Genomic DNA, 22,243 nt, shown 5'->3' on the forward strand with positions numbered 1-22,243 from the left:
CGTTGACATCCGGGCCGACACCGGAAGAAACGAAAGTGATATAAACTGAAAAGATTATAATAATATTTATTATATAAAACAGTTTTTTACTTGCAAAAAAATATTATATGTTTACACTACTTTCGAAAATGCATTCGCGATGCCCGACCTCGTTAATTAATTGATACGACGTTCGCGGGTGCTTCGGGGTTCTGGACCCCGAGATAAAAATACAAAGGGGTGGTGCATTAAATGAAAGGTAAATCGGTAAAGCAGTTGACGGCGGAAGGGAAGAGAAGGGCGATCAAGGCGAGGAAGCTCGAGGGCGAGCTGAAGAAGGAAAAGGCCGCTCTTGCCAAGGCACAGAAGGATCTGGTTGCGGCAAAGAAGGCCGAGGCCGCTGCGAAGAAAAAGAAGATAGTGAAAAAGCCCGCGAAAAAAGCCGTTAAAAAGTAAACCATACCCGAAAGAAAACGAAGAACCAACGAGGGGAGAAATGAGGCTCCCCTTATTGTTTTTGGGCGCATTAGAGCGGAAACGTCCATTAAAATAGAGTGAAGTATTTTTCAGCGGAATTCGATAGATAATGCAGGGGCGTATCTCGAAAAGCGGGCCTCTCCCGGGAGGTCGCTGCCCGTTGCTACGGGAATTCGCGAAGGCGCCCGCGCGCGAACAACGGCCTCGGGCCGGGAGCGACGTGGCAAGGAGACGGGTGTGGCGGAGTTCAAGGAAAGAAAACTGCGGGCTTTTGATGATATCAGGACCCTGCCCGACATCATTGAGATGCTGAAAACCCAGTTCCACAACAGGAAGCTCAATATCAAATACTCCATCGACAGGATGGAAGCAAAGGTCAACGAGTATCTCGAGGACAACACCGTAATGCTTGTAACCGATCAGGAATTCACGCCGGAGGATTCCATTACGATCTACGGTCTTCTGGACAAATATTTCGAGATCGACCTCAAGGTGGTGGAAACGCGCGGGCCGGGGTACTTCAGGTGTAGTATCGTCAGCATGAGGAAGGCGTCGCGCGGCAGAAGGGACCTGCGGTTCAGGGTGGGTCCCGAAAAGGTGACCGCCACGAATTTCAAGATTTCGAAGCATACCATCGATATCACCAGTTTCACGATACCCACGGGCATAAAGGTCATTATCGAGCAGTTCCAGTCCCAGCACTCGAAACTTGCCGACATCTTCAAGGTGGATGTTTTCCAGCCAGGCGATCCGATAATCGACCGGGTGAAGCGAAGCCAGAAGAACGTTTTTATTGAAGATTTTTCAAATCCGGAGTCACTTAAGCCGGAAAACGATAACTTTGTGGATATGGAGGAATTTCTGGGAGATGATGCCGAACAGTATCTGAAAAAGGGGATAGAGCGCGGCTATAAATCGCTTATCATCTCTCCCGTAACCTATATAACCCCGGCCGAACAACCTATTCCCTTCGCCTATATTCAGGCCATCTCGAAAAAAGACATTCTTACGATAGAAAAGATGCTCGAGATCAAGGAGCTGGGGTTTACACTCATGGATCGCATCAGGGACGCCAATACACTGCTGGTGCCGGTGCACCAGCAGATCGTCGATATAAGCCTGGGCGGCGCAAAACTCATGCTCTCCGACGAAAACCTCAAGAAGTACGTGATACACTCCAAGGGGTTCGTCTTCGACATCGTTTTCAAGCTGCAGGCCCCTATCACCATCTACGGCGAGGTGAAATTCACCTTCTCCGATAAAGCGGGCAACCTGTTTGTAGGGGTCGATTTCGCGGGAAATTCGTCGAGAAAAGACGAAATGAAGCGTTTTTACTCGGTCATCAAGCCTATGGAGATCGAGTATAAAAACAGACTTATCAAGGAAATGAAGCAGAAAAACAAGTGATTACCTCTTCCCTTCCGCGTTTATTTTTTCTTCCCTGATTACCTCGGCATCCGACTTGCGCGCGTAAAAAGGAACGACCGCCGTGAATTTCGCGTATCGGTCCGGGTCCGCGGCGTATGCATTCATGACGATTCGGCAGGCGACGTTTCCCGAAGGGGCGAAACCCGGAAGCACCGCGCATTCGGGGACCTGCGCTTCTATCTCCGAGCGGTATTTTTCGGCCCCGTCGCCGATGGCGAATGCGCGTTTACCGAGAGCGGGGAGCGCCAGTCGGGTTATCTCGTAATCTCCCGGGGCAACCACCTCGATCGGGGAAAGCGGATCGTCTGATGAGCGGTAGAGCGCGCCGAACACGCGGCCCTTTTTCGCGTCGAAGGCCACCAGGACGTACTCGCCGGGCGCCGCAGCGACCGAAGCCGCGTAGAGAAGCTGTGATTTCACCGGAACAAGGGGTACGTCCAGCACCTGTGCCAGCATACGCGCGGTGCTTACGGCGATCCGGATGCCGGTGAAGGAGCCGGGGCCCACGCCAACGCCGATCAGTCCGATGTCGCGTATGCCGATGCCGAGCTCGACGAGCGCCGCATCGAGGTTCGCGAAGAGCGTCACCGAATGCGATACGCGCGATGCCGCCGTACGGTCCGAGGTCCTCACTCCCGAGGAGGCGGCGAGAAGCTCGACGGAGGTTGCGGTTTCAATCACCAGGGTATTCAATGCTGATTTTCCTTTCATTCTCACCGCAGTATTCCATGAATATGGCGACGGTCGAATCCGGCAGCAGCCCCTCGGCGCGCTCGGCCCATTCGATTACGGAAACGCCGTCACCCTCCCAATATTCCTCGAAACCAAGCGTATCGAACTCGGCCGCCTTTTCTATGCGGTACAGGTCGAAATGGTACAGCGGCATCCCGCCGTCGTAAATTTCGAGCAGCGTGAAGGTGGGGCTGGTGATGTCATCGGTTATGCCCAGCCCCCTGGCGATCCCGCGGGCAAGTACGGTCTTCCCGCTTCCGAGGTCGCCGCACAGCGCATAGACGGTCCCACGGCGCGCGCTTTGGCCAAGCTCCTTCCCCAGGCCAAGGGTCTCTTCCTCGGAGCGGCTTATCAGGGTCCTGCGTCGCATGTTTAACTCAGGACGCGGGGGTCGTCTCTTTTTCAAGTCTTTTTATAAAAGCGACGATGTGCTCCGGTGGATCGATCCCGAAGCACATGGGTTTTCCTGTTGCGGGGTGGTTGAACTCGAGGTATACGGACGCGAGCAGCAGGTGGGGAACGCGGTATTTTTCCCACTTTTTCGAGTAGATGGGGTCGCCGATGACCGGGAGCCCCGTTGAGGACAGATGCACCCGGATCTGGTGCGTACGTCCAGTGTGGATGACAACATCGAAGACCGAGTAGACGCCGGTTTGAGTGTGATAGATATTTTTTAAAAAGAGTTCGGTGACGGCAGCCCTGCCGTCACCCCGGATGCTCATCTTATGCCGGTATTTCGGGTGCCTGCCTATCGGCGAATCAATGACGAGGTGATCGGCCTTGGGTTTGCCCGCCGTCACGGCGACGTACCGCTTTACCACCGTCCTTCCGGCGAACGCCTCTGATAAAAACCGGTGTGCCAGGTCGGTCTTCGCTATCACCATCACCCCGGCCGTGTCCTTGTCGAGGCGGTGCACGATGCCGGGTCGCTCAACCCCGCCGATTGAAGAAAGGTCGCGCAGGTGATGGAGCAGGGCGTTTACCAGGGTTCCGTCGCTGTTTCCCGGGCCGGGATGAACGACAAGCCCGGCGGGCTTGTTGATGACGGCAAGCTGGTCATCTTCGAACAGGATGTCGAGCGGAATGTCCTGCGGCTCCAGGTCAAGCTTTTCCGGCTTGGGGAAGGCGATCAATACGGCGTCGTCGGTTTTAAGCCGATAGTTGGGCTTGACGGGCGCGCCGTTGACGGTGATGTGGCCGTCGCGGATAAGGTGCTGTATAAGGCTGCGCGAAAGGTCCATCTCCAGGGACTGCGAGAGGAAGCGGTCGATGCGCTCGAGCTCGCCCTCGCCGGGGATTATTATTTCGATGTGTTCGCCGTGCATGGTGATATCAAACCGTTCCGATCAGCCGTTCTCAGTGCGGGTGTGGCAAAATCCGGGGTGAAAATATAGTCATCGCGAGGAGCGCGGCGACGCGGCGAACTCAAAAGGCGGGAAGCTAATCTCCAGGCCCTGCCTGGAAAGAGATTGCCATGCGCCGGCGAGACCGGGGCTCGTACTAACTGACTATCCCATGAAATTTAATTCACACCCCTTCGCGCGTAAAGCCCATGATCGATTATATATTGACTTCCGCATCCGTCCATTCATTAATTGCCGCCATGGAACCCGGAGCCATACGGTCGACGATTGCGGCCCGCGCCGCGGAGCTTCGAGCATACCCGGTTGAACACGCCGCGGCGCTGCTCGCCTGCGCGGGCGTCCTCTATTTCATGGAAATCATCTATTTCATGATTGCCATCGCGTTTCTCTATGGCAGGGCCCCGGCGGTCGGTATCGGCTTTCTGCTTTCGGGCCTTTTGAGCGTCCAGGTGATCGGCCTTTCGATGAAAAAAGAGCCGACCCGAAAGGTCCACCTCTTTCTGATGGAGATACATGCCGCCTATTCGATACCCTTTCTCATCGGTGCGTTCTCCGGCGCGGTCCCGGTGACGGGTTACGACCAGGCGTTCATCGCCCTGCGCTGGGTACTTGTGCTGATCGAGATCTGCGGGGTGTACCTGCTTACCGATGAACGGGTGAGGGCTTCGTTCTCCTAAATGTTTTCCGCCACCGCCATGCCGAATTCGGAACACTTCAGAAGCTTCGCCCCCTCCATCTGCCGCTCCAGGTCGTAGGTAACGCGCTTCTGGTCTATGGTCTTTTCGATCGCCTTTACCAGCCGGTCGGCCGCCTCACTCCAGCCGAGGAAGCGCAGCATGAGCTCCCCGGACAGGATGAGCGAGCTCGGGTTGACCTTGTCCTGGCCGGCGTATTTCGGCGCGGTTCCGTGCGTGGCCTCGAAAATCGCCTCGCTGTCGCCGATGTTCGCGCCCGGCGCCATGCCGAGCCCCCCGACCTGCGCTGCAAGCGCGTCCGAGAGATAGTCCCCGTTGAGGTTGGGCGTGGCGATAACGTCGTATTCCTCCGGGCGCAAAAGCACCTGCTGGAACATGGAATCGGCGATCCGGTCCTTGATGATGATTGTGCCTTCGGGTGCCTTCCCCTTGCATGTGTCCCAGAGTTCATCCTCCGTAATTGTGCGCCCGGCGAATTCCTCACGGGCCAGTTCGTACCCCCAGTCCTTGAAGGAGCCCTCGGTGAATTTCATGATGTTGCCCTTGTGCACCAGAGTAACGCTCTTCCTGCGGTTCTGAATGGCGTACTTGATGGCGCTGCGCACCAGATTTTTGGTATTCGAGATGCTGATGGGCTTGATGCCGATACCTGCGTCGAACTCGAGTTTCTGCCCCATCTCGCGGTTGAGGAATTCGATGAGCTTTCTGGCCTCGCCCGAGCCCTGCTTCCACTCGATCCCCGCGTAGAGGTCTTCCATGTTCTCGCGGTAGATGATCATGTCCACCTTGCCGGGCTCCTTCACGGGGCTCGGGACGCCCGCGAAATAACGCACCGGCCGCACACAGGCATAGAGCCTCAGTATCTGGCGCAGGGCGACGTTGATGCTGCGAATGCCGCCGCCGACGGGCGTGGTGAGCGGCCCCTTGATGGCGACCTTGTATTCCTTGATTCGGTCGATGGTTTCCGCGGGAAGCCACTCTCCGGTTTTATCGAACGCCTTTTCCCCGGCCAGGACCTCCATCCATTCTATACGCTTTTTACCGCCATATGTCTTCTCGACCGCCGCGTCCAGCGCGATTTTCGCCGCGCGCCAGATGTCGGGCCCCGTGCCGTCGCCCTCGATAAACAGGACGACGGGGTTGTCCGGAACCTCGATCTTTCCGTGTTCGTACCGTATTTTTTCAGCCTTCATAGTTGCGTACCTTCGACAATTATTAGAGTTATACCGCCGATAAACCGCACCCGCGACAATGACAACACCATGCATAATCCAATTCAGGGCCAGCACAAAACTGCCTAATCATTTCCAAAAAACGCAAGTATGGAAACAGGATACCCATTCTGCCAATTCTTTTTTAGGGCGGCTGACGTAAATTCATTTGCAAACCCGTTTGTTGTATGTATATGAAGGGGTTGTACCGTGGAGGTAAAACCGAGCGCCGTGCCGACACGCGAGGGGCGCCCCGGTGGCTTTTTTCCTCTCCCGGGTTTCCGTGCGAAGATTTTTGAAAAAGACCGGGCTGCAGGCCCGCGCGACGGGATGCCTGATGGCGCGCTGCAGGCATAAGCATTCAACCCGCTTGTGCCGATAGTGTAACCGGGCGAATCGGACCCGTCTGACAGGATAATATTGCATCGCGAGGTAGTACACATGGGCGAAAATGAAAACCTGAGCATCGATTTCTCGGAGCTCAAGTACCTCGAGCGCCAGCTCCACAACCTGAGCAGGCTGGTTGAGATTAACGGAATCATCAACTCCACCCTCGATATAGCGAAGCTTTTAACGATCGTCATGGAAATCATCAAGGAGATAATGGAAACCGAGGCAAGCACCCTGCTCCTCTACGAGGAGCAGACGCGCGAGCTGGTGTTTAAAGTGGCGCTTGGCGAGGCCGGCAAGGAACTGCAGGAGCGATACCGGGTCAAGATAGGCCAGGGAATAGCCGGATGGGTTGCCGAAAACCGCGCCACGGTCTACATCAATGACGCTTACGCCGACGAGCGGTTCGATCCGTCGTTCGACGCCAAGACGGGATTTACTACGCGGTCCATGCTGTGCGCGCCGCTGCTTTTCAAGGGACGCCTTGTCGGAGTGATCCAGGCGATCAATCCGGTCAACCGTCCCGGTTTCGACGACGAGGACGTGGTGCTGTTCAACGCGTTCGCGACGCAGTGCGTGCTGGCGGTGCAGAACGCCATTTTCTTCCAGAACGCGCTGGAGGAGGAGCGCATCAAGAACGAGTTGACCGCCGCGCACTCCATCCAGCGGTCGCTTCTTCCGGCGGTAAACCGACGTTACAAGAACGTCGCCATCGGCGCGCGCTCCATATCGGCGCGGGAGGTGGGCGGAGAATTCTATGACATCTTTTTTCTTAAAGACAATTCCATCGCGGTGGCGCTGGGCGACCTCCATACCAAGGGGATACCGGGGGCGCTGTATGCCTCGGTCGTTAACGGCGCGGTCAAGGCGCTCTCGCACGGGAGGTCCGAAAATCCGGCCGGGATAATCTCGTTTGTGCAGGACGTCATGCGCGATCACATGAGCGAGACGGTCGGGCTCTCGCTGTTCTACGGCATTCTACGGTGCGACGAGGATACCATGCGCTTCGCGAGCACCGGGATCGCCTATCCCATACTGGTGCGCGAGGGCGTGGCGCGATATCTGCGTTTCGGCGCGGCGGCCGGCGAGAACGCCACCAGGAACGTAAGCGTCAAACTCAAGCCGGGAGACTCTTTCGTCATTATTTCCGATGGATTGATCAACGTAAAAAACCGCGCCGGGCAGCTCCTGGGCCTGAATCGCGTCATGAAACGCCTCGAGGCGAGCTTCGATAGCCCTGAGGCGATCATCGATTCGCTCCTCGGCCTGACGGAAGAGTTCACCGAGAGGCTCCAGCGTCGCGAAGACATCTCGATCATAGTTTTCAGGATGGAGTAGAAGGCGCTAATACGAATTTGCGCCGTGCTAATACGAATTCGCGCCGCGCTAATACGAATTCGCGTCCGTTGAATGCGGATCAGTTCCGCGGGGAGTGATGAAGCCGTATACTCAGCGCCCGAATATCCGCTTCAGAACGACCCTGAAAAAGAAGAATTTAATGCGGACGACCCTGCCGATTCTCCATGGTTTGGTAATGATGCGGTAGAACCAGTCCAGGCCGCGGTCCATAAAGAAGGCGGGGGCCTTTTTGATCTCACCGGAGATTGTGTCGATCGCGCCGCCGACGCCGATGAGCACCGCATTCCTGAATTCGTTGCGGTACTTGTCGATCCAGCGGTCCTCCTTGGGAAAACCGAGTCCGACGAAGATGATGTTGGCATTCGACTTGCGTATGGCCTCGACGACCGATTTTTCGCGCTCGGCGTTGAAATACCCGCCGTGCCGGCCGACGATCCGGATATTCGGGAATGATTTGTGAATGTTCGAGAAGGTCCTCTCCACGATCTCCGGGCGCGCCCCCACGAGAAATATCGAATATTCCTTGATCTCGGCGATGCGCACGAGATCCATAAGAAAGCTGATGGGAGGTATCCGTTCCTTGAGGGGCGTCTTGAGAAACTTCGCGGCCCAACCCAGTCCCGCGCCGCTTGCGATGTGCATGGAGGCCCTGCTCGAGATGAGCTGAAGGTCCGCGTTGGATTTGTACCGGTGGAGCTTGTACGGGTTGAGAAGGATGACGTGGTGGGTCCCGCCGGTGTCGATCATCTTTATAACCTTCACGACGGCCTGCGATCTGGTGACGTTGTCGATTCCGATCCCGAGAATGTTGACGATGTTGGCGTCATCGAGCTTTACCTGGTTGTACTCGAGAACGATGTCGCGCTCTTCCTTCCACGAGTCATAATAAACAGAGTCCTTGACCACCGCGTCCTCCCGTCACGTGCTTGTGAAGTTGTATCGCTATAGCGCGAATGATGCGGAATTAAACAGGCCCGGCGACTCTACCCCGCCTGCGGCGGGGTAGAGCGGTTTTACCTGTTTTAAAGCATCAGACGTATTGCATATCCTGAGAATACCGTGTTTCCACTTGCGCAACAGCTTTATTGTACTCATGGTATAAAATCGGCGTGAGTGGATTTTTTAATTGAAATAGATCGGTGTCAATACAAAAATAAGAAACGCCGGAGTCGCGTGACCGGCGATAGACGGACTGAAGAGGTGGAGATGGAGAGGCTTGATGAAGTGAGGGCGTTTCTCGAATTCGATCGGGCGCGGGGCGGGTATGTCGAGCCGCCCGCGCGGATGGACGCCGTTCGGGAACGACTGTTCGATGTTATACACACGTATAATCCAGGTGTAATCGTCAAGGCGGGGCTCGGCGGCGGGCGCCTGCTGAGTGAGATGGTTGAGAACAGCGAGGCGTATATCGTGGTGGTGGAGCCCTCGCTCGGCGCCATCAACGGATTCCTCGGGCGGTGCAAGGCCCCCGTCCGCGAGCGGATCCGCTTCGTAAACGGCGATTTTCATGATTTTCCGATCGACTACTACAAGGCGGATTTGCTCGTATGTGTCGATTGCATCGATATCTTCGATTCAAGCCGCTCGATCGACGAGTTCAGGCGAGCCCTTCAGTTCGATGGCATACTCTTCCTGTGTACGGTGGTGCTTGAGAATGAGGACGCCGACGGCGTTTATGACGAATATATGCACGCCGTCTTTCCCCTGCACAACGACTATTACCTGGAAGACGACCTTAAAACCTTTCTCGAGCTGAAGGATTTCCGCTTCATAAAGGGGAGCGTGCTGAAATTCGAAAAGAATCTGAAGACGGAAACGGCGTATTTCGGGGAGCACTACGAAAATGTCACCTGGCCGGAAGTGTATGCGCTACTGGAGCGGCACAATGGACCCATGCGGAAGCTCTACGCGATGGACGATGAGTTGCTTATCAGGGAGCCCTACATGATCGGCTGTTTCATGCGCAACAAGCCGTCGTAACGGCCCGGCGGCCGCTGTTTCGCGGCCGCCGCTGTTTCGCGGTGACTACTTGGCGAGCATGCCGCCGTCGACGGGAATGATGGCGCCCGTAACATAGTCCGACGCCTTCGACGCCAGAAAAACGGCAAGCCCCTTTATGTCATCCTCCTCGCCCATCTTCGGTATGGGAATCTGCATGAGCATCGCATTTTTCAGCGGCTCCATCTCGGCCTTGTCGAGGTATCCCATCATATCGGTGTGGAAGAACCCCGGTGCGATTGCGTTGACGTATATCTTGTATCGCGCCAGCTTGATCGCGAGGTTCATGGTAAGGAGATTGATTGCGGCCTTGGACGAATTGTAAGCCACGGCCGGGTGCGCCTCCTCGATCGAGCCGCGAAAACCCATCACCGACGAGATGTTGATGATCTTTCCGCCTCCCTTTTCTTTCATAACTCTCGCGGCTTCCTGCGACAGTATCCAGACGCCTTTTACGTTTACGTCGAAAATCTTTTCCCATTTATCCAACGGGAAGTCGAGCGTGGGAGCCCCCCAGGTGATGCCGGCGTTGTTGACCAGGATGTCGATGGTGCCGAATTCCTTTCTGGCGGTCTCCACCAGCGTGCGGATCTCGTCCGGTGAACCCATATCGCATTTTACCGGCAGACACTTTACCCCGAGCTTCGAAATCTCCTCGGCGGTTTTTGAAAGCGTATCGAGCTTGCGTGAGGCGATGATTACATCCGCGCCGGCCTCGGCGAGCCCGGTGGCGATGAACTTGCCGATACCCCTTCCGCCGCCGGTGACGATTGCCTTTTTGCCCTTCAGGCTGAACAGATCGAGTAATTTCATGGGAACCTCCTCGAGAGATAGTAAAATAAATTCATTAAGAATACCGCGGGATGGGCCAGGGCGTTTTCGGCCCGCGCGCCGCGCTCCGATAAATGATCGAGCGCCGTAGGATTCTGTCCAGTACAATTTGGACGTGTAAAAAATTGTTGACAATGCCGGGCGCCAAACGGTTATGTAAAAACACGGAAAGGCCGGGCGGTGGCGGATCGATGCGCCTATCGGACTTGCGGTCTGTTCACATATAGAATTATTTGGGCGATTAGCTCAGTTTGGTTAGAGCGCCTGCTCGACACGCAGGAGGTCATTGGTTCGACTCCGATATCGCCCAACTTTTCTTTTTCAGGGGTGCCGTTAATTGTCCAGCGAAGTCAAAGTTACCCTCCCGGACGGATCCTCCCTCCCGGTCGAATCGAACTCCTCGGTCTACGAGGTGGCCGGTAAAATCGGAAAGAAACTCCAGAAGGCCGCGCTGGTCGCCGCCGTCGATGACCGGCCGGTCGACCTGGCGTTTCGCCTTGCCGGCGACTCGGGCCTGAAGCTGTTCACCTTCGCGAGCGCGGAGGGCAAAGACGCGTTCTGGCACACGGCCTCGCACCTTCTGGCGCAGTCGGTAAAGCGGCTCTTCCCGGGCGCGAAGCTCGCCATCGGCCCTGCCATCGACAACGGCTTCTACTACGATTTCGAGGTGGAGCGAAACTTCTCTCCCGAAGACCTTGTGAAGATCGAGGCCGAGATGGCGAAGATCGTCGCCGAGGACCTCGAGGTCGTCCGCGAGGAGATGCCGCGGCGCAAGGCGATCGAATATTTCTCCTCGATCGGCGAAAGTTACAAGATCGAACTGCTCGAGGGCCTGGCCGATGGAGCGGTTTCGCTCTACCGCCAGGGCGAGTTCGTCGACCTCTGCCGCGGACCGCACCTTCCGCGCACCTCGTATATAAGGGCCTTCAAGCTGTTGTCGATCGCCGGGGCATACTGGCGCGGCGACGAGAAGCGCCCCATGCTCCAGCGCATCTACGGCACAGCGTGGCCCACGGAAGACGGGCTCGACGCGTATCTCAAACATCTGGAAGAGGTCGAGAAGCGCGACCATCGCAAGTTGGGCAGGGATCTCGACCTCTACTCGGTGCGCGACGAAACCGGCGCGGGCCTCATCCTGTGGCATCCCAAAGGGGCGCGCCTGCGCCATATAATCGAAAGCTTCTGGCGCGAAGAGCATTACAAAAACGGTTACGACCTGGTATACTCGCCGCACATCGGAAAATCAACGCTCTGGAATATCAGCGGGCACCTCGGCTTCTACAACGAGAACATGTATTCGCCGATGGACATCGACGGGCAGGAATACTACGTCAAGCCCATGAACTGCCCCTTCCATATAATGATATACAAGGGCAGGGGATGGTCCTACCGCGACCTGCCGCTGCGCTGGGCGGAGCTCGGCACCGTTTACCGGTACGAGCGAAGCGGCGTATTGCACGGGCTGCTTCGCGTGCGCGGCTTTACCCAGGACGATGCCCACCTTATCTGTCGTCCCGACCAGATGCCCGAGGAGATCGACCGCGTGCTCGCCTTCTGCCTGTACATGCTCCGGTCGTTCGGTTTTTCCGATTTCAAGGTTTACCTCGCCACGCGCCCCGGGGAGAAGTTCGTGGGCGATGAGGCGATGTGGAGCGAGGCCACTCAGGCACTCAAGGAGTCGGTGGAGCGCGCCGGGATCGATTACGAGGTGGATGACGGCGGCGGTGCGTTCTATGGCCCCAAGATCGATATCAAGATAAAAGACGCGCTCGGCCGAGAGTGGCAGTGCAGTACCATACAGTTCGATTTCAACATGCCCGAGCGCTTCGACGTCACCTACGTCGGTAGCGACGGCCAGAAGCACCGTCCCTGCATGATACACCGCGCGCTCCTGGGCTCCATCGAGCGATTCGTCGGCGTGCTGGTGGAACACTATGCGGGGAAATTCCCGCTGTGGCTCTCTCCGGTGCAGGTTGCGCTGCTCAATGTCGTTTCGGAGGCCGCCGACCACACCGCGCACCTGCGCGATGAGCTGATGCGCCGGGGACTGCGTGTCGAAACCGATCTGCGTGATGAGACCATCGGCTACAAGATCCGCGACGCGATCGAGAAGAAGGTGCCGTATATAGGCGTGATTGGCAAAAAGGAAGTCGAGAGCGGGACCATTTCGGTACGCAGGCGCGGAGAAACCTCCTCGCGGGCGCTGCCGGTCGAGGAGTTCGCCGCCCTGCTGAAGGCGGAAGCCGCCGAAAAAGCGTAAAAAAGCATACCCTGACGGCGGTATGACGAAATTTTGTTGATTAATATAGGCATATGCTGTCAATGTGGCCCAGTGCCGGTTCTTAACGGATTCGGGCGGGTGGGGTGTCCGGCGCGCGTTTTTTTTGCCTGCCGCGTACCATGCCCTTCGCGGGCGGTCTTATTAATCTTTGCTTGAGGGCGGAAGGAGGCTTCGCATAGACAAATCAGATATAAAACGCTACCGGATCAACGATCAGATCAGGGAGCCGATGGTCAGGCTTGTCGGAGAAGAGGGAGGGCCCCAGGTCGTACCGACCGAAGAGGCCATGGGTATCGCGAAGAACAAGGAGATGGATCTCGTGGAGATTTCTCCGGACCAGGATCCCCCGATCGTCAAGATCATTGATTTCAGCAAATTCCGATTTGAGCAGATTAAAAAGGCCAAAGAGGCGAAGAAAAAGCAGAAGGTCATTCACGTAAAGGAAATCAAGTTCCGGCCGTCAATCGATTCCAATGATTACAGGCACAAGGTCAATCATGCCAGGGAGTTCCTGGAAAAGGGCGACAAGGTGAAGTTCACCCTTATGTTCCGGGGAAGGGAGATTGTTCACAACGAACTGGGCTTCAAGGTGATGGATAACATCCAGAAAGACCTCGAGCAGTCCGCCCTGATCGAGAAAAAGGCTTCCATTGAGGGAAGGAATATAACGATGATAATGACGCCCGCGCCGTCGGTGGTGAAGAAGTAGCGGCGGGGCTTTTCGGAGCGAGGAAAAAATGCCAAAGATGAAGACGAACAGCGGAGCTAAAAAGCGGTTCAAGGTCACCAAGAACGGAAAGGTGAAGCGGGCCAACGGCAATAGGAGCCATTTGCTTGAGGCGAAATCGTCAAAGCGGAAAAGACAGCTTCGCAGTCCCAGCCTCGTCCATGAGACCGAGCTCGACCGTGTTCGACGCATGCTTCCCTACGGCTGATTCGCCGGGGGAACCGATTACTGAAACATTTCGAGGGGAAGAGTTATGCCACGTGCAACAACCGGAAAGGTACATCATAAAAGGCGCGAAAAGATCTTAAAGGATGTACAGGGCTTTTACGGGGCCCGAAAGAACCTTTTTAGAACGGCGAAAGACGCGCGGCGCAAGGCGCTGCAGAACTCATATAAGGACCGCAGGCGCAGGAAGCGGGACTTCAGGGCGCTGTGGATCATACGGATCAATGCGGCGGCTCGCCTTAACGGTATCTCCTACAGCCGGCTCATCGCCGGGATGGGGCTGGCCGGTATAACCATGAATCGAAAGCTGATGGCCGAGCTTGCCGTGAGCGACCCGAACGCCTTCGCGCAGATCGTTAACGCGGTCAAGGAAAAGGTGTCCTGAGCGTCGATTGTTCCGGACGCTCGGCCTGAACGCCGGGAGCACATCATGCCTGTGAAAAAAAGCGCCCTCTTCGCGGCGCTTGTTTCATTTCTGGCCCTTGCGGCGGCCTCCCGGGCCTCAATGCCTCTTACCGAAACGATCGCGACCCTGCCCGAAGGCGCGGTGGAGCTGTTCGTCGACGGGGAATTCTTCACCCACGACAACGGCTACCGGCGCGATACGCTCGGTATCGGCTTCGGAATCGTCGACCGTCTCTGCGCCCGGGTTTATTTCCAGTATCTGCATGATGGTTTTCCGTCTTCGCGCGACGCCGTTGTGGGCGATACGTTCGTTCGCCTCTGGTGGTACGCCGGCGCCGCCGCCGCCGCCGCGCCGCGCTGGGGATTGCTCGCGCTGTTTCGCTTTCCGACGGGTCCCAACGCCTATACCGACGAGCGATGGCGAAACCTCGCCCTCGGCAACAACGAGCTGAAGCTGGGGCCGGTGGCCCAGTACGAGGTGGGCGTGCTGTTTCTTCACGCCAACCTGTTCTACGTTTTCAGGGAAAAAAACCGGGAAGGGTTTTATAACGGACTGTACCTGAATCCCGTGGAAAAGGAAACGTATGACAAGGCCTTCGGGCTCAACTTCATGGCCGACGGCACTTTCCTCGATCCGGGGCGGCTCGAGAACGATTACGCGGTCGCCTCGCTCGCGCTGAACACCGACGCGCTCTATCCGTTAATCCCGTGGATATCCGCCTACGCGTCCCGTCGTTTCACACGCGTACGGGACGAGATCGAGGAGATTCCCATCGAGGGGGCACTCGTCAATCCGCTGCTCTTCTCGGCCGGCGCGCGATTCTTTTTTTCGTACAATGCGTTTGCCGGTATTTCGACGACCGTAAGCGCCGTCAGGAAACGGCACTATCCCGGTGAGACGATAGGCGTTGAGATAAGGCTCCAATTTTAGGATAAAAAAACTTGATTATATTTTATACCTGTGCGTATACTTGAGTTGTCGCAAAATAGAGATGAAAGGCCGTTTATCGTCTTTTTTATTGCAGAGAGTGGTAATTACCGCCGAAAATATGGTGAGGCGGTGCGTTTGAACGCATTGCGACCTGCTTTTTGGCTGGCGCGCTTGTTGCCGTTCCTGACAACGACCGTGTGCCAACAATAACGAGGGAGGTATCAAAGGAATGATTTCCATGCAGCAGCTCGAGGAGCTTGAAAGCAGGATAATAAAGGCGCTGCAGCTTATCGGCGACCTGAGGACTGAAAACTCGAGACTCGAGTCCGATAACGAGTCCCTCAAAGTCGTCGCCGAGGAGGCGAAGCTGAGCCTTGAAGAGAAGGAGCAGGAGCTGGCCCGCATCCAGCGCGAACTCGACGACACCGCGCGCGAGCTTGCCGAACTGAAGGACAAGGAAAACGTGCTGGAGAAGAAGATCATCGAGCTGTTAGGCAAGATGGACGCGCTTAAAACAGGCTCGGCCCCGATCTTCGAAAGAGGCACGCGCGCCGAAAGGCCCGCCGCGCGCGAATCGGCGCCGAAGAGCGCACCGCGCGTCGCTCCCCGCAGGGAAGACGTCAGCGTTGAGACCGTTCGCAGCGGCGATGATATCGTGATTTCCGACAAGGACGACGATATCATCATTATCGACGATGACACCGCGCTCGCGGACGCGGACGTCCGGGTCGAGACCTCTCCCGGCAGGCCGGGCGGAGAAGACGAGATCATTCTCCTCGACGACGGCGCCGACGAAATAGTGATCGATGACGTTGACAGCGATCTGGTCATCATCGACGAAACGGAGAAGGGGAAATCCTCCAAGAAGAAGGGCAGGTCTTTCGACGAGCTCTCCATGGATGATGATTTCCTTATCATAGAAGAGGACGGCAAGTAGGCGCGGCGTGAGCGTCGATGGCCGCAAAGGGAGGTTGCCGGTGGAGAACAGGGTGAAGGTTTCCATCTACGGCGGTACCTATTCGATCCAGGGAGAGGCGTCGCCGGAGTATATCGAGCGACTGGCCCGTTTCGTAAATGAACGCATGGAAGAGGTGGGCCGCAGCCTGTCAAGCGGCACTCCGCTCCAGGTGGCGATTCTCGCGGCGCTCAATATCGCCGATGAATACATGCAGGTCAGAGACCTCAAGGTGGGACTGACCGGCGAACTCGAACGGAAGACGAGACAGTTGATCTCTCTCCTGGACGAGGGTCTTGTCGGTGATATCTTCTCGCAGTTTGAAGCCTCAAGGCCGCACCCGCCGATTCCCTGAGCACCGCGCGGCCGGCGCCCTCACGCGCGGCGCATCCCGCCTTGTGCGCGCGCATGGCAGTGGTCGGGGGAATGCCTGCGCGACGGGCGTATGCATCACCTCCGGCCTTTCCGCCTTAAAACATGTCGTTTATTATCTTTTCCTTTACTGAAACACGCATATCTTCTACATTGTTCCGGCCGGCTCCGGGATATTTTTTACACTTTTTTCTATATAAACGGGTATTTAGAGTAACTGATGAGCGATGTTTCTGTGACCATCGGCGACGAGGACCTTGTCAGACGATTCAAGGGAGGCGAACAAAAAGCCTTCGATGAGTTGTATACGCGATATGCGCCCCGTCTCAAGCGGCTCATCGTGTATTCCCTCGGCGACGCAGACGAGTCCGAGGACGTACTGCATGATGTGTTCATGAGAGTGTTTCTGCATATCGATTCGTTCAATACCGACATGGCCTTCTCGTCGTGGATTTACCGAATCGCCGTCAACTGCTGTAAGAATTATCGCAAGAAGCGCATGAAAGAGATGCTGACGGTCGGCGGGGACCAGATGGACGGCATCAACTCGCCCGAGGGTTCGCCCGAGGAGTTGTATCTCAGGGAAGAGGACATGCGCGAGTTTTACCGGGCGGTCGACTCGCTCAAGGAGAAGTTCAAGACCGTGTTCTTGCTGAGGTTCGATCACGGCATGCAGTACAGCCAGATCTCGAGCATACTGGATTGTCCGCAGAGGACGGCGAAGTGGCGCATGCAGAAGGCCGTCCAAAAGATCGCGGACCGGCTTAAGTCGAGAAACGTGGTATAATTACCGGGGGATATACAGAGTAACGCCGATGGGAGCCGGAAGAATGGAGCCGCATATCGAAGAGGAAATACTCGCGATCATCCACGCCCTTCGCGTGGACGGGCGGTGCTCGGATGCACAGGCGGGTTCTCTTGCCGCTTTTTTCGAGCGGGCGCATTTTGATGATCCGCCGATTGATGCGCCGCGCGGCCTTGCGCGCGTGCGGTTGGAAGCGTCGAAATTGCACGGGCGGAGCGCGAAAGCGCGGGCGTTTTCCGCGCGGACAAAGCTTCTTCTGGCCGCCGCTTCGGTTTTCATGATCGCGGGCGCGGCTTTTCTTGTTTTTCGTGCGGGTGATGAAACCATTCCCCACGAAACGGTGGCGGCGGCCGTCTACGGAGACGTGCACTTCATGCGCAGCGGCACGATCTCGGTTCTTGAAGCGGGCGCGCTTCTTGGCGCCGGCGACACGGTGCGCACCGGGGCCCGCGCGTTCGCGGAGCTCCGATACGGGGATAAAGTTACGATAAGGATCAAACAGAACTCGCGTTTCAGGATAGACGAGCTGGCCCATGGAGGCGACGGCAGGCTTCGCGCGGGCCTGGACCTTTCGGCGGGAACGGCGCTTTTAAGTTTTAAAAAGCTGCAGAGGGGCGACTCCGCCGAGGTGCGCACCCCGACATCGGTGGCGGGTGTGCGCGGCACGAGTTTCGGCGTTTCGGTGTCGGAAAACCGGGATGTTCGCTTCGAGGTCCTCGAGGGTAAGATCAGCGTGCGCGGACGGGTTGTTCTCGACGGGGCGGTGCCGATGGACGAGGCGGCGCGCGGGGTGCTGGAGGGCGTCGAGCGCAGGCTTGCGGAGCGGGCGGTTGCCGTGGAGGCGAACGAGGTGTGCGAGGTGAAGGAACGCGACGCCCGCGCCCTGGCGAAAAAAATCGAAGAAACTCTTGCTGCGCTTCCGGAAAAAGGGAAACGCGCCGAAGAAACACGTCTTGCCGATGCCATCATAAAAATAGCCGCGGAAACGGCGAACCCCCGCATCTACACCGCCGCCGAATCGCCGCCGGTACTTTTCAGGGATCTGAAACGGATGGCGATGACGGGGGAGGCTGCGGACGAAGCCGCCGTGTCGCGACGCGAAAGGGAGCGCCCGGCCGCGTTCGACCAGAATGCCTGGATGGACAGGGCGAAGGTTTCGTACGTTGTCGCCGATGACGCGCGGCAGCTTTTCATAGCGGTCGGGACGGACGGCCGCATTGACGCGCTCCGGCGCGGGGCCGTGGTGTGGCGCTTTCGATGCGGCTCCCGGGTAAACGCCCAGCCGGTTTCCGACGGTGAGATTGTTTTCCTTGCCACGGCGGACGAGCGCATCATCGCCCTCTCGCTCGATGACGGCAAGGAGCTCTGGAGCAGGAAGATAGACGGCGTGCTGCATTTCGGCGCACGGCTTTCGATTGACGGGGATGGCGTCTACGCTGCGACGGCAAAGGGCCATCTGTACCGGTTCAACCGCCGGGGCGGGGAGAAATGGAGACTCAGGCTTCCCGCGGCCTCCTACTCGACGCCTGTAGTCGACGGCAGGCTCCTTTTCGTGCCCGCTCAGGACGGCAAGATCCACGTTGTCGATACCGCACTTCGTCTTGTCGTTATGAGAATAGATTCGGGGAAGATAATAGGCTCATCGGTCATCGTCCACGGGGGTCGGCTGTATTACGCTAATTTCGATGGCGTCATCGCCTGTCACAATATTGAGCGCGATGAAACCGAATGGCGTTACCGCCTGCATGGCGCGGTAACCGCCGACCCGGTCATAGACGGGGACTTTCTATTTGCCGTTTCCTCCGGCGGAGACGTGGTCAAGCTCTCGCTTGACGGCAGGGCGGCGTGGCGTGTGAACATAGGCGGTCCCGTTGACAGAAGCCCGATCGTAGTGGGGTCGGGCCTGTATGTACTGTCGCGGCGCGTGTTCTATGTTTTCGACACGGAGAAGGGGGCGGTGCAGTGGTCGCTTGTGACGCCGTCTGAATCGGCCACAAATATTGCCGTGGTCGGCAGAACGATGTACTTTGGAACGGAAGAGAATGGAATATATCGAATTAAAAAATAAACAGGCTGGCATGTGCGCCGCGCTCGTTTGGTGAGCTACACGGAAGGCCGGGTTGCGAAAAGGAGGGAGTATCATGAAGAGGATAACGGCGATTGGACTTTTGGCGTTTGTCGCCCTGTCGATCTCCTGCTCGAAAAAAACGGAGAATCAGTCGAGGGCGGTGATTACGTTCATGATAGGCGAGGTGCAGGTATTCAAGAATAACGCCTGGGGCGGTGTCGAGACGGGCTCCGAGCTCTATCAGGGTGATCGGATCAGAACAAAAGCGGGGGCGACGGTTGACGTACAGATCGGTCAGAGCGTCGTTCGCGTTAAGGAGAAGAGCGAGCTCGCTCTCGCCGCCCTTTTCATGGACCGGTCCACGAACTTGGAAAACACGTCTCTCGAGCTTGCGGTGGGGACGGTGCTCGCAAAGCCGCGGAAGCTTATCAAAGGAGAGAGTTTTATGGTGAAGACCCCGACAGCGGTCGCGGGTGTCAGGGGGACTATGTTCATGGTCGAATCGAACGCCGCGAAGGACACGCGCGTTGAGGTGGTCAGCGGCAGGGTCCAGGTTTTCAAGCGCGTCGCCGCGATCGAAAACATCGAGAGCGATGCGGTGAGGGACTCCGAGGCGGTGAAGAAGATCGAGGCCCATATCGAGGGGAGCTCGGTGACCGTTACGGAAAACAGGGCCGTTAAGGTTGAGGCGAAGGAGGTCGCCAAGGTCAATGCACAGGTCGAAAAGATGGTTTTGGCCGTTGCCGCCGCGGAAAAGAAGGTCGATGCCCCGCCCGTTGAGATAACCAGGGTCGTGAATGAGGTTGCGGCGGTAAAGGCCATAACGGCCAGCGAGATGCGGGACGACACGTCTTTGAGAAAGGAATTCGACGAGATGAAGCTTGTCGAGTTAAAGGAGCCGGTTAAAGAGGCTCCGGTCGAGAAGGGACGCGTCGAAATCTCCGTAAAGCCGGAAAGTGCGCTCGTCTATCTTAACGGCGAAATGGCGGGCTCGGGCGATGTCTCCCTTGAGCTTGTTCCAGGGGCCTATTCCATGAGGATCGAGGCCGAAGGCTACGAGATTTTCCAGAAAGAGGTGGTACTTGCTGTCGACAGGCCATTCAAGGAAAAAATCGAGCTCGTGCGCCTGCGTCCGCTCGACAGGGTGCGCTGGAACCTCGACGTTAAATCCCCGGTCAGGGAGATGGTGTATTCGGGAAGGAGGGTGTTCGTCGCGACCGGGGACGGCATGCTGATGGCATTCGAGCGGGATAACGCCGCGAAGGCGTGGGAGAAAAAAACAGGACCTGTCACATCGGGCATGGCTCTGGGCAATAATGCGCTGTATTTCGCCACCGCGGACGAGAAGCTCAACGCAGTCTCGATGGAAACAGGTGAGCTGCTCTGGAGCGAGAAACTATCCGGCGCCGTAATCGACACCATGACGGCCGTGGTCACTCCGACCGCCGTGTATATCGCGACAACGAAGGGGATGGTTTATTCCTTCAATTTGAGAGGAAGACAAAACTGGAAGTTCAACGCCGGCGCCGGGGTCTTCGAAACGCCCATGCTGGCAAACAACCGCATCCTTGTATCCGGAAGCGATGGGAAACTCAATTCGCTTGCCGCACAATCCGGGAAGGAACAGTGGGCGGTCGATATCGGTGCGAAGTTCAGGCTGGCGTTCCAGCGGGGTACGCTCTATGCGGTCAGCTATTATGGAGCGGTATCCGCGCTTGAGATGGAAAAGGGCGCCGAGCTGTGGAAGAAGGAGCTCGCCGATACGTTCGTCACCGCTCCGCTCGTGTTTAATAATCGCATGATCGTGGCCGGCATGAAAGGCGCCGTTACCTGGCTTGACCTCGATGATGGTTCCGTCATCGCGAAGAAAAACCTGGGAGGGGCGGTCCGGAACTCGATGGCCCTGAGCGGGGGCGTTCTTTATATATCAGCGAACGATACGCTTTTCGCGATAGACGCATCCGGCGGCGGGTTACAATGGAAGCATCAGGTAAAGGGAAGGATCAGCACTTCGGCGAGCATAGCCGGTAACGAGATTTACGTGGGGCTCGACAACGGCCGGGTGGTCTCTCTGAATCGGAACCTCGGGAGGGGCAGGCAGTAGCTCATGAGGGTCGTTTCGTATAACAGAGACCGCACGTGAGGCAGTCGGCCCTGTCGCAGACCGGAAGACAGGGCCGGCTGGCCGGCTTGATTTCAGACGGAAGCTCGCGCTCGCGCGGCGAGGGTGAATCCGCGGCGAGGAGGGAGGCCCCGTAGGCGGCGGTGATTTTGTTTGCGGCCGGGACCACCACCGGAAGATTGAGTCGTTTTTCAAACGAGCGCCTCATGGCCTCCATTTCGGAGACGCCTCCGCAGAACAGCACCGGGCCGGTGATGTTCATTCCGGAGCCGAGGTCGTTAAGGTAGTTTTCACTCACAGCGTCGAAGAGCCCCGCGGCAATGGATTCCGCGCTCCAACCCCTCTGCTGCAGGTTTATCATTTCGGTTTCAACGAAGACCGTACAGCGCCCGGTAAAGCGCGCGGGCCGCTGGGACCTTTGCGCGAGCGTCGAAAGCTCCATCGGCGTGACGCCGAGCCGGTGCGACTGCTGTTCAATAAAGGCGCCCGTCCCCGCCGCGCAGACCGAATTGAGCCTGAAGTCGTGAATCTCGCCCTCTGAGAGCGATATGAGCTTTGAGTCCTGCCCGCCTATCTCGATAATGCTGCCGGCATCCGGCATCAGCGAACGGGCCGCTTTCCATGTGGCGGTTATTTCGTTTTTTACCAGGTCGGCATTCAGGCAGTCTCCAATTAGGTTTCTGCCCGAGCCGGTGACACACAGCGAGCGATACCGGCCGAACCCCGAATCGCGTGCCCCGCGGCACAATTCCGCGGTTGTACCGGCGGGGTCACCCCGATGGTACCGGTAGCCGGAGTAGAGTATTTTCCCCCCGCCGGTAACGACCAGCTTGGCGCTGATGGATCCTATGTCTATTCCAATGTGCATTCGTTCTTTCGTGTGCGTCC

At 57.2% G+C, this 22,243-nt stretch carries 22 protein-coding genes and 1 tRNA gene; 16 read left to right on the forward strand and 7 right to left on the reverse strand.

The features are described 5' to 3' along the window. Positions 1–231 precede the first annotated feature (231 nt). Both VLM75_12230 and VLM75_12235 read left to right on the forward strand, forming a co-directional pair. Positions 232–435: a hypothetical protein gene (locus VLM75_12230; protein HSV97681.1), complete on the forward strand. Its 204-nt coding sequence runs from the start codon at positions 232–234 to the stop codon at positions 433–435. Positions 436–693: 258 nt separating this feature from the next. Further along, the gene (locus VLM75_12235; protein HSV97682.1) at positions 694–1,863 is read left to right on the forward strand and encodes a DUF1577 domain-containing protein; all 1,170 of its coding nucleotides are present in this window, start codon (positions 694–696) and stop codon (positions 1,861–1,863) included. On the opposite strand, the gene tsaB is transcribed toward VLM75_12235, so the two are convergent. The 3 genes from tsaB to VLM75_12250 are packed head-to-tail and all read right to left on the reverse strand — an operon-like array spanning position 1,864 to position 3,941. Next, positions 1,864–2,595, reverse strand: a complete 732-nt coding sequence (gene tsaB / locus VLM75_12240) for a tRNA (adenosine(37)-N6)-threonylcarbamoyltransferase complex dimerization subunit type 1 TsaB (protein HSV97683.1) — start codon at positions 2,593–2,595, stop codon at positions 1,864–1,866. Next, positions 2,558–2,986 carry a tRNA (adenosine(37)-N6)-threonylcarbamoyltransferase complex ATPase subunit type 1 TsaE gene (gene tsaE, locus VLM75_12245; protein ID HSV97684.1) on the reverse strand — a complete coding sequence of 143 codons (429 nt, stop codon included), beginning with the start codon at positions 2,984–2,986 and terminating at the stop codon, positions 2,558–2,560. Before tsaE ends, tsaB begins: the two co-directional genes overlap by 38 nt. A gap of 7 nt (positions 2,987–2,993) precedes the next feature. Then, the gene (locus tag VLM75_12250) at positions 2,994–3,941 is read right to left on the reverse strand and encodes an RluA family pseudouridine synthase (GenBank protein ID HSV97685.1); all 948 of its coding nucleotides are present in this window, start codon (positions 3,939–3,941) and stop codon (positions 2,994–2,996) included. A gap of 227 nt (positions 3,942–4,168) precedes the next feature. Between VLM75_12250 and VLM75_12255 the strand changes: the two genes are divergently transcribed. Continuing rightward, positions 4,169–4,657: a hypothetical protein gene (locus VLM75_12255; GenBank protein HSV97686.1), complete on the forward strand. Its 489-nt coding sequence runs from the start codon at positions 4,169–4,171 to the stop codon at positions 4,655–4,657. Here VLM75_12255 and icd read toward each other — a convergent pair. Next, a complete protein-coding gene (gene icd, locus VLM75_12260; protein ID HSV97687.1) occupies positions 4,654–5,868 on the reverse strand; it encodes an isocitrate dehydrogenase (NADP(+)) in 1,215 nt (404 codons plus the stop codon). The genes VLM75_12255 and icd overlap by 4 nt on opposite strands. 459 nt (positions 5,869–6,327) lie before the next feature. Between icd and VLM75_12265 the strand changes: the two genes are divergently transcribed. Further along, positions 6,328–7,614 carry a SpoIIE family protein phosphatase gene (locus VLM75_12265; protein ID HSV97688.1) on the forward strand — a complete coding sequence of 429 codons (1,287 nt, stop codon included), beginning with the start codon at positions 6,328–6,330 and terminating at the stop codon, positions 7,612–7,614. A 111-nt stretch (positions 7,615–7,725) separates the two neighbouring features. Here the strand turns inward: VLM75_12265 and VLM75_12270 are convergent, their stop codons facing one another. Beyond that, positions 7,726–8,541: a WecB/TagA/CpsF family glycosyltransferase gene (locus VLM75_12270; GenBank protein HSV97689.1), complete on the reverse strand. Its 816-nt coding sequence runs from the start codon at positions 8,539–8,541 to the stop codon at positions 7,726–7,728. Positions 8,542–8,841: 300 nt separating this feature from the next. On the opposite strand from VLM75_12270, the gene VLM75_12275 reads away from it, so the two are divergent. Beyond that, complete coding sequence (locus VLM75_12275) at positions 8,842–9,615, forward strand: class I SAM-dependent methyltransferase (GenBank protein HSV97690.1); 774 nt, start codon at positions 8,842–8,844, stop codon at positions 9,613–9,615. A 45-nt stretch (positions 9,616–9,660) separates the two neighbouring features. Here the strand turns inward: VLM75_12275 and VLM75_12280 are convergent, their stop codons facing one another. Next, positions 9,661–10,446 (reverse strand): glucose 1-dehydrogenase, encoded by a 786-nt coding sequence (locus tag VLM75_12280; GenBank protein HSV97691.1) that lies wholly within the window; start codon positions 10,444–10,446, stop codon positions 9,661–9,663. A gap of 253 nt (positions 10,447–10,699) precedes the next feature. Here VLM75_12280 and VLM75_12285 point away from each other — a divergent pair. The 11 genes from VLM75_12285 to VLM75_12335 all read left to right on the forward strand — a co-directional run bounded on the left by VLM75_12285 (position 10,700) and on the right by VLM75_12335 (position 21,337). After that, a tRNA-Val gene (locus VLM75_12285) sits at positions 10,700–10,774 on the forward strand. Between the two features lie 27 nt (positions 10,775–10,801). After that, positions 10,802–12,724 carry a threonine--tRNA ligase gene (gene thrS, locus VLM75_12290; protein HSV97692.1) on the forward strand — a complete coding sequence of 641 codons (1,923 nt, stop codon included), beginning with the start codon at positions 10,802–10,804 and terminating at the stop codon, positions 12,722–12,724. A gap of 169 nt (positions 12,725–12,893) precedes the next feature. Continuing rightward, on the forward strand, positions 12,894–13,454 hold the full coding sequence (gene infC / locus VLM75_12295; protein ID HSV97693.1) for a translation initiation factor IF-3: 561 nt from the start codon (positions 12,894–12,896) through the stop codon (positions 13,452–13,454). Positions 13,455–13,482: 28 nt separating this feature from the next. Continuing rightward, positions 13,483–13,680: a 50S ribosomal protein L35 gene (rpmI, locus tag VLM75_12300; protein ID HSV97694.1), complete on the forward strand. Its 198-nt coding sequence runs from the start codon at positions 13,483–13,485 to the stop codon at positions 13,678–13,680. Between the two features lie 45 nt (positions 13,681–13,725). Continuing rightward, positions 13,726–14,082: a 50S ribosomal protein L20 gene (rplT, locus tag VLM75_12305; protein HSV97695.1), complete on the forward strand. Its 357-nt coding sequence runs from the start codon at positions 13,726–13,728 to the stop codon at positions 14,080–14,082. Between the two features lie 45 nt (positions 14,083–14,127). Then, complete coding sequence (locus VLM75_12310) at positions 14,128–15,033, forward strand: hypothetical protein (protein HSV97696.1); 906 nt, start codon at positions 14,128–14,130, stop codon at positions 15,031–15,033. Positions 15,034–15,262: 229 nt separating this feature from the next. Further along, entirely contained in the window at positions 15,263–15,970 is a 708-nt protein-coding gene (locus VLM75_12315) for a cell division protein ZapB (GenBank protein HSV97697.1), read from the forward strand. A 40-nt stretch (positions 15,971–16,010) separates the two neighbouring features. Next, positions 16,011–16,343, forward strand: a complete 333-nt coding sequence (locus tag VLM75_12320; protein HSV97698.1) for a cell division protein ZapA — start codon at positions 16,011–16,013, stop codon at positions 16,341–16,343. A gap of 237 nt (positions 16,344–16,580) precedes the next feature. Continuing rightward, a complete protein-coding gene (locus tag VLM75_12325; GenBank protein HSV97699.1) occupies positions 16,581–17,147 on the forward strand; it encodes an RNA polymerase sigma factor in 567 nt (188 codons plus the stop codon). A 43-nt stretch (positions 17,148–17,190) separates the two neighbouring features. Continuing rightward, entirely contained in the window at positions 17,191–19,233 is a 2,043-nt protein-coding gene (locus tag VLM75_12330) for a PQQ-binding-like beta-propeller repeat protein (protein HSV97700.1), read from the forward strand. 73 nt (positions 19,234–19,306) lie between these two features. After that, on the forward strand, positions 19,307–21,337 hold the full coding sequence (locus VLM75_12335; GenBank protein ID HSV97701.1) for a PQQ-binding-like beta-propeller repeat protein: 2,031 nt from the start codon (positions 19,307–19,309) through the stop codon (positions 21,335–21,337). Between the two features lies 1 nt (position 21,338). Here VLM75_12335 and VLM75_12340 read toward each other — a convergent pair. Next, the coding region (locus VLM75_12340) for an acyl-CoA dehydratase activase (protein ID HSV97702.1) at positions 21,339–22,243 on the reverse strand (905 nt) is incomplete at its 5' end.

Source organism: Spirochaetota bacterium (assembly GCA_035477215.1).
Taxonomy (GTDB): Bacteria; Spirochaetota; UBA4802; order UBA4802; family UBA5368; genus MVZN01.

Coding starts and splice junctions, on each gene's coding strand:
- rpmI (HSV97694.1), top strand. CDS start 13,483: ATGCCAAAGATGAAGACGAACAGCGGAGCTAAAAAGCGGTTCAAGGTC.
- tsaE (HSV97684.1), bottom strand. CDS start 2,986: ATGCGACGCAGGACCCTGATAAGCCGCTCCGAGGAAGAGACCCTTGGC.
- VLM75_12250 (HSV97685.1), bottom strand. CDS start 3,941: ATGCACGGCGAACACATCGAAATAATAATCCCCGGCGAGGGCGAGCTC.
- rplT (HSV97695.1), top strand. CDS start 13,726: ATGCCACGTGCAACAACCGGAAAGGTACATCATAAAAGGCGCGAAAAG.
- VLM75_12310 (HSV97696.1), top strand. CDS start 14,128: ATGCCTGTGAAAAAAAGCGCCCTCTTCGCGGCGCTTGTTTCATTTCTG.
- VLM75_12265 (HSV97688.1), top strand. CDS start 6,328: ATGGGCGAAAATGAAAACCTGAGCATCGATTTCTCGGAGCTCAAGTAC.
- VLM75_12325 (HSV97699.1), top strand. CDS start 16,581: ATGAGCGATGTTTCTGTGACCATCGGCGACGAGGACCTTGTCAGACGA.
- VLM75_12330 (HSV97700.1), top strand. CDS start 17,191: ATGGAGCCGCATATCGAAGAGGAAATACTCGCGATCATCCACGCCCTT.
- VLM75_12275 (HSV97690.1), top strand. CDS start 8,842: ATGGAGAGGCTTGATGAAGTGAGGGCGTTTCTCGAATTCGATCGGGCG.
- VLM75_12315 (HSV97697.1), top strand. CDS start 15,263: ATGATTTCCATGCAGCAGCTCGAGGAGCTTGAAAGCAGGATAATAAAG.
- VLM75_12230 (HSV97681.1), top strand. CDS start 232: ATGAAAGGTAAATCGGTAAAGCAGTTGACGGCGGAAGGGAAGAGAAGG.
- icd (HSV97687.1), bottom strand. CDS start 5,868: ATGAAGGCTGAAAAAATACGGTACGAACACGGAAAGATCGAGGTTCCG.
- VLM75_12255 (HSV97686.1), top strand. CDS start 4,169: ATGATCGATTATATATTGACTTCCGCATCCGTCCATTCATTAATTGCC.
- VLM75_12280 (HSV97691.1), bottom strand. CDS start 10,446: ATGAAATTACTCGATCTGTTCAGCCTGAAGGGCAAAAAGGCAATCGTC.
- tsaB (HSV97683.1), bottom strand. CDS start 2,595: ATGAAAGGAAAATCAGCATTGAATACCCTGGTGATTGAAACCGCAACC.
- VLM75_12335 (HSV97701.1), top strand. CDS start 19,307: ATGAAGAGGATAACGGCGATTGGACTTTTGGCGTTTGTCGCCCTGTCG.